Source organism: Terrisporobacter muris (genome assembly GCF_024621905.1).
GTDB classification, from domain to species: domain Bacteria; phylum Bacillota; class Clostridia; order Peptostreptococcales; family Peptostreptococcaceae; genus Terrisporobacter; species Terrisporobacter muris.
In genome coordinates, this window is record NZ_JANKBY010000306.1 from 1 (window position 1) to 4,372 (window position 4,372).

Genomic DNA, 4,372 nt, shown 5'->3' on the forward strand with positions numbered 1-4,372 from the left:
CTCGTATATCCTTTTTAATAATGTCAATAATTTAAATAAAAGTTAAATAACTTATTAAGGGGGATTTACTATGAAAGTTATAAAAATTGTTACAACTTTCTTACTATTATTCATCATAGGAATATTTACATCTTATGCAAGTGTAAAATATAATAACTGGACTGATAATTTTATTAAAACATTTGAGCAAACGAATGCGAATTTTAAATTCTACAATATAAAAATCAACTGTGTAGTATCAGAAACAACTGATAAAAACCAAATAGAAAATATGTGCATAAATATTGTAAATTCTTTAGATTTAAAGACAAATAAAATAAAATGGGAAGAAGAAAATGACAATGAGCTTAAAATTTATGCTCAAGCGCAAGACGATTCTTGTAGCGTATCATTTACAGCAATCAAAAAAAATAATAAAGAATACTATATAATTGTTGACATATTAAACAATAAGGTATATAAAAATATAGTAGATATTTATCAAACTTTAAATGATGTAATTAATAAGTACTCAAATGATGTAGATATTTACCTTTGTATTGCTGGAGAATATACAAAAAATTTACAATTATATAAATCTAATGATATTTTAGAAAATATATTGTATAATATGAATGCAAAGGAAATAGATAAAATAGAAGATGACAATTTGATTTCTGTTACAGCATACAGCAACTTGTTAACAGAAAACGATTTAGATTATTTAGACAATAAGATCAATTTAAATATAGGAATTAGGTATAGCGAAAATGAAGATAAAACTTTAATCTACATGGCTACACCAATAATAAAATTAGATTATTAAGTTTAGTGAGGAGAGACAAATAATGGCTAAAATAATAGTAAAAAAGAGTAATCCACTTAAAGGTAGTGTTAGAATAGATGGTGCAAAAAATGCTGTATTACCAATAATAGCAGCAACTTTATTAGCGAAAGGAAAATCAGTGCTTAGAGAAGTCCCAAATTTAAAGGATGTACATGTTATATCTGACTTATTAAGACACTTAGGTGCTGAGGTTGAATATAAGGGAACAACATTAACAGTTGATGCAACAAATTTGACAACTTATGATGCTCCATATGAACTAGTTAGAAAGATGAGAGCTTCTTTCTTAGTAATGGGACCATTGCTAGCAAGATTCAATCAAACTAGAATATCTATGCCAGGAGGATGTGCTATAGGTACTAGACCAATAGATTTACATCTAAAAGGGTTTAAAGCTCTAGGTGCAGAGGTAGTGATGGATCATGGGTTCGTAGAAGCTAAAACAGATAGATTAACTGGTAGTAAGTTATATCTAGATTTCCCATCAGTAGGAGCTACTGAAAATATAATGATGGCTGCAGTATTAGCAGAAGGAACTACTATAATAGAAAATGCAGCAGAAGAGCCAGAAATAGTTGACTTAGCAAACTTCTTAAATGAAATGGGAGCAGATGTCAGAGGAGCAGGAACAAACACTATAAGAATAAAAGGTGTAAAAGAATTAAAAGCTACAGAACATGATGTAATACCTGATAGAATAGAAGCTGCTACATTCATGGTAGCTGCAGCTATGACAAAAGGTGATATAACTGTTGAGAATATAATTCTTGAGCATTTAAAGCCTGTAACAGCAAAATTAAGAGAAGCTGGTTGTGAAATTATAGAAATGGATAATTCTATAAGGGTAATTGGACCAGAAAAATTAAAAGCTATAGATATAAAAACTTTACCACATCCAGGGTTCCCAACAGATGTGCAAGCACAATTTATGGCTATGCTTACAGTTGCAAAAGGTACTGGAGTAGTTATAGAAACAGTATTTGAAAATAGATTTATGCATGTTGCTGAATTCAATAGAATGGGAGCAAACATTAAAATAGAAGGTAGAACAGCTGTTGTAGAGGGTGTAGAAGAATTAAATGGAGCTAAAGTAAATGCTACTGATTTAAGGGCTGGAGCTGCTTTAATACTTTGCGGTCTTATAGCAGAAGGTGAAACTGAAATAGGAGAAATATATCATATTCAAAGAGGATATGTAGATATTGATAAAAAAATAACTGCATTAGGCGGTAACATAGAAATAGTTGAATAACAATTAGTAATAAAAAAATAGGTTTTTTCATATATTTAAGAAGCTTAAATCTTAGGAGGAAGATATATGAAAAAACCTTTTATTTTTGTTTTATTACTATCTTTTTCATTAGTTATAGTGTCGGTAGTTGGAAGTTTGATATTTTATGATGACAATCCAAGTAGCGCAGTTGTAAAAAAGAAAGTTACTAAAGAAATTACTTATGAAAAAATTGATAAAGATTCGCCTATTATTAATGTCTATAATGTCAGTAAAAACAAAATAGAGAAGATAGATATTGAAGAATACCTATATGGAGTATTATCTAGTGAAATGCCATCAACTTTTGATGAAGAAGCTTTAAAAGCGCAAGCCATAGCTGCTAGAACTTATGTTATATACAAGATGGAAAATAACATCACATCTGGCCATAAAAATTCATCAGTTTGTACTAATTCAGCTCACTGTCAAGCTTATACATCATATGATGATTTAAAAAAAATTAAGGGTGAAGACTGGATAAAAAGTGATTATGTTAAAGTAAAAAAGGCGGTAGATGATACGAAAGGTCAAATTGTGAGTTATGAAGAAAAGGCAATTTTACCTTTATATTTTTCAACTTCTTCAGGTAAAACTGAAAATAGTAAAGATGTTTTCTCTACTCAATATCCATACTTAGTATCAGTAGACAGTCCATATGAAGAAAACTCACCTAAATATTCAACTACTTATTCAATAAAAAAGAGTAAATTTATTAAGTATATAAAAAATATATATCCGCAAATTAATATATCTTTAGATAAACTAGATAAAGAAGTAAGCATAGTAGATAGAACAGATGGTGGATGCGTAAAAATAATTGAAGTTGGAAATGTCAAAATAAGTGGAACTGACATGAGGAAGATATTGAATCTGAATTCTGCTAATTTTACTATTAATTATAATAATGATGAAATGAACTTCACTGTGAAAGGATATGGACATGGTGTAGGAATGAGTCAATGGGGCGCTGAGGGGATGGCAAAAAAAGGATACAAATACTATGACATATTATTTCATTACTTCAAAGGTACTGATATAAAAGATATGTATTAATATACAAAAAATGTAAAAAATGTTGTATAAATATTAATTATTAGTTAATAATCTGAATATGTATTAATATATTTGGAGGTACAACATGAAAAAGAAATTATTAGAAAAGGATGGTTTTTATTTATCCTTATTTATATGTATCTGTATCATAGCAATTGGAGGAATTTGGTTTACTAACAAAAACGTAGATAACTTATTATCGAAGAATACTCAAACCAATAGCCAAGATGAAATACATTTAACAGAAGATGAAAAAAATGATGTTCTTCCAACTACTACAGATTCTGATCAAAATTTAGCAAAAGCAAAAGAAGCTGAACATAATAAAATAAGCTACTTAGGAAATCAAGTAATACGAAATTACTCAGAAAAAGAACCCAGCTATTCAGAAACTTTAGAAGTTTGGGAAATACATAAAGCAATAGACGTAGAAGCAAATGAAAATCAAGAAGTTAAATCACTAACTCCAGGTACAGTATTAGATGTATATGATGATGATGAATATGGAATGTCTGTAAAAGTTAAATCTGATAAAGATACTGTATTTGTATATTCTAGTTTAAGTAAGAATATTACAGTGAACAAAGGCGATGAAATAAAAGAAGGTCAATGTATAGGATATGCAGGAAATACTAGTGATGTAGAATGTTTAAGTGGGGTACATGTACACTTAGCAGCATATAAAAATAATACAGCTATTAATCCAATGAGTTTATTAGAATAAAGTTTAACAGGTTCAATCATATTTGATTGGACCTGTTATATTTTTTACCATTTTTTCATATATATCAATAAGGATATTGATGTTAGGGGGGAAGGGAGTGAGATCCTATATAGAGGAAAGGGCAGTTATTGTAGCAAAATATATATTAGAAAAAAATACTACGGTAAGACAAACAGCTAAAACTTTTGGAGTAAGTAAAAGTACTATTCATAAGGATGTAACAGAACGATTAGAAGAAATCAATCCTTCTCTAGCTTTAGAGGTTAAGAGAGTTTTAGAAAAGAATAAATCAGAAAGACACATTCGAGGTGGAATGGCAACAAAACTTAAATATGAAAAAGAAAAAAAAGTGTAGGTATATCCTGCACTTTTTTGAGTTATAAAATTACAAATATAGTAATACACAAATTTACCATATGATATTTCATTTGGTGGTTATATTTCAGATTTTATGATAAAAAACGACATGAAATGCAAAAAAATAAGCAATAAAAAT

Annotated in this window: 5 protein-coding genes; all 5 read left to right on the forward strand. The window is 28.7% G+C overall.

Annotation, left to right across the window (positions count from 1 at the left end; genetic code table 11):
- Window positions 1-70 precede the first annotated feature (70 nt).
- The 5 genes from NSA58_RS16620 to spoIIID all read left to right on the forward strand — a co-directional run bounded on the left by NSA58_RS16620 (window position 71) and on the right by spoIIID (window position 4,231).
- Window positions 71-805, forward strand: coding sequence for a YwmB family TATA-box binding protein (locus tag NSA58_RS16620; protein WP_039681411.1), 735 nt, complete (start codon window positions 71-73; stop codon window positions 803-805).
- Between the two features lie 22 nt (window positions 806-827).
- Window positions 828-2,078: a UDP-N-acetylglucosamine 1-carboxyvinyltransferase gene (gene murA, locus NSA58_RS16625; RefSeq protein WP_039681410.1), complete on the forward strand. Its 1,251-nt coding sequence runs from the start codon at window positions 828-830 to the stop codon at window positions 2,076-2,078.
- 66 nt (window positions 2,079-2,144) lie between these two features.
- A complete protein-coding gene (gene spoIID, locus NSA58_RS16630; RefSeq protein WP_074429900.1) occupies window positions 2,145-3,152 on the forward strand; it encodes a stage II sporulation protein D in 1,008 nt (335 codons plus the stop codon).
- 85 nt (window positions 3,153-3,237) lie between these two features.
- Window positions 3,238-3,876: a M23 family metallopeptidase gene (locus NSA58_RS16635; RefSeq protein ID WP_039681408.1), complete on the forward strand. Its 639-nt coding sequence runs from the start codon at window positions 3,238-3,240 to the stop codon at window positions 3,874-3,876.
- A gap of 97 nt (window positions 3,877-3,973) precedes the next feature.
- Complete coding sequence (spoIIID, locus tag NSA58_RS16640) at window positions 3,974-4,231, forward strand: sporulation transcriptional regulator SpoIIID (protein ID WP_139045099.1); 258 nt, start codon at window positions 3,974-3,976, stop codon at window positions 4,229-4,231.
- Window positions 4,232-4,372: the final 141 nt, after the last annotated feature.

Bases quoted from the DNA above. Each gene is read 5' to 3' on its own strand.
- spoIID (WP_074429900.1), top strand. From the start codon at position 2,145: ATGAAAAAACCTTTTATTTTTGTTTTATTACTATCTTTTTCATTAGTT.
- murA (WP_039681410.1), top strand. From the start codon at position 828: ATGGCTAAAATAATAGTAAAAAAGAGTAATCCACTTAAAGGTAGTGTT.
- NSA58_RS16620 (WP_039681411.1), top strand. From the start codon at position 71: ATGAAAGTTATAAAAATTGTTACAACTTTCTTACTATTATTCATCATA.
- NSA58_RS16635 (WP_039681408.1), top strand. From the start codon at position 3,238: ATGAAAAAGAAATTATTAGAAAAGGATGGTTTTTATTTATCCTTATTT.